Below are 2,124 nucleotides of genomic sequence, written 5' to 3'. Positions count from 1 at the left end.
AGAGGAGGTAAGCGCTGAGAAATAATTTTTTAGGATGGGGTATGCCGCTTCGCTACGCTCCGCAGCATACCCCATCCCAAACGACAATCGAAAGGTAAAGTTAACTCAATTTTTTACCTTCAATATTTGATAATTTTTTTACTCTCAAAATCGTGTTGTTTTACTGCTCTCAAAATCGCGTTTGCTTAGCAAAATACAATAGAAAATAGCAAAGCTTGTTGCATGTAAGGTAAAATCTAAACAAATCCTATTTGTTTTACTACTTCAGAACCCTAAGTGATATAACAGTTTTCAATAGCTAAAGGGATAATTTCAAATCCCTTAAGATTCGATGCTAAAGTTTTTCTCAATATCCCCCTCGAACAGGTAATAGCAATCTTTTTCATTTAACGAGTTCTTTTCTGAATTCTTTAAACCACGGAGCTTTTGAATCTTTGGCACTTAACAAAGGCTCAAAATCGATTGGCCATTCAATTCCAAGATCGGGATCGTTCCAACGAATAGAACCTTCGTCATTGGGATGATAATAGTCCGTACATTTATAGTGGAAATACGCAGTATCACTAAGCACCACAAAGCCGTGCGCCAGGCCAGGAGGAATCCAAAGCTGATTTTGATTTTCTTGATTTAAAATGGCGCCATACCATTTTCCAAATGTCGGTGAATTTTCTCTAATGTCAACGGCTACGTCGTACACTTCACCATACGACACCATGACAAGCTTTCCTTGAGGATGATTCTTTTGAAAGTGAAGTCCTCTCAAAATTCCTTTACTTGATTTGCTATGGTTATCCTGCACAAAAGCCAAATCAATTCCACATCCTTCATAGCGTTCTTTCTGCCATGTTTCGACAAAATATCCGCGGCCATCACTAAAAAGTTTAGGCTTAACTAACATTACTCCCTCTATTGTCGTTTTGATTACTTCCATCAGTTTTACCTCAACAAGCTTAACAAATACTGTCCATACAGGTTTTTCGCGATAGGTTTAGCTAATCCTTCTAATTGCTGGTCGTTGATATAACCTTGACGCCAGGCAATTTCTTCCGGACTTGAAATTATTAAGCCTTGACGAGTTTGTATTGAGTGGATAAAAGCCTCTGCTTCAAACAGAGATTCATGTGTTCCTGTATCTAACCATGCTATACCTCTGTCCATGATTTCAACGGTAAGAGCTTTGTTCTGTAGATATGCCAGATTAACATCGGTTATTTCTAATTCCCCGCGAGGACTAGGCTTAACTTTTTTTGCTATCTCCAAAACATGCTCATCGTAAAAATACAGTCCTGTGACTGCAAAATTTGATTTAGGCAGTTTTGGTTTTTCCTCAATTGATACAGCTTTTTTCTCAGAATCAAATTCAACCACTCCATACCGTTCCGGATCAGACACATGGTATCCAAAAACTGTCGCTCCCACTTCTTGTTCTTTTGCTTTCAACAAAAGTTCTTGAAACCCTTGACCGAAAAACAAATTATCCCCAAGAACCAAGCACGAGTTGTGTCCTTTGATGAAATTCTCACAGAGCGAGAAGGCCTGCGCTAAACCTTCGGGTTTCTCCTGAACTACATATTCAAAGCTACATCCCCACTGCGATCCATCCCCAAGCAAATCTTTAAATAAATCCTGCTGATCAGGTGCTGTAATAATGGCTACCTCTCTAATTCCTGCAAGCATTAAAACTGATAGAGGATAATAGATCATTGGCTTATCGTATACGGGCATTAGCTGCTTGCTGATACTCTTAGTCAGCGGATACAGTCTTGTACCACTTCCACCCGCCAGAATTATTCCTCTCCATTTTTTCCCCATTATTCTCTCCCACTATAGTTGACTTCAAGCCATTTCCGATACTCACCTATCCGGATACTTTCTACCCAGGCCGAATTATCTAAATACTACTGAATGGTTTCCTTGATCCCTTCTTCGAAAGTATGGCGCGGTGTCCAACTAAGCTCTCTTTCAATGATTTCTCTCAACGATTCGAACGGTATTCTCAATGGTTCGAACGACGATTCTCAGCGTTCGAACGGAGCTAATTTTCAGTGTCGGCTGATGCGTCAACGTTGATAGGTAAATCAAATTCTCACAGGTTCGAACGCTCAGTTTTAACCGTTGGGCCGA

At 40.0% G+C, this 2,124-nt stretch carries 2 protein-coding genes; both read right to left on the bottom strand.

The window, feature by feature from the left end; genetic code table 11:
- Positions 1-382 precede the first annotated feature (382 nt).
- Complete coding sequence (gene rfbC, locus E5987_RS12580) at positions 383-931, bottom strand: dTDP-4-dehydrorhamnose 3,5-epimerase (RefSeq protein WP_160336413.1); 549 nt, start codon at positions 929-931, stop codon at positions 383-385.
- Between the two features lie 5 nt (positions 932-936).
- A complete protein-coding gene (rfbA, locus tag E5987_RS12575) occupies positions 937-1,812 on the bottom strand; it encodes a glucose-1-phosphate thymidylyltransferase RfbA (RefSeq protein WP_160336412.1) in 876 nt (291 codons plus the stop codon).
- Positions 1,813-2,124 lie beyond the last annotated feature (312 nt).

Origin of the sequence: Parasutterella muris (genome assembly GCF_009767915.1) — a bacterium.
GTDB lineage: Bacteria > Pseudomonadota > Gammaproteobacteria > Burkholderiales > Burkholderiaceae_F > Parasutterella > Parasutterella muris.
Note: the sequence above shows the minus strand (reverse complement) of the source record. Positions and strands in the feature narration are given on the sequence as shown.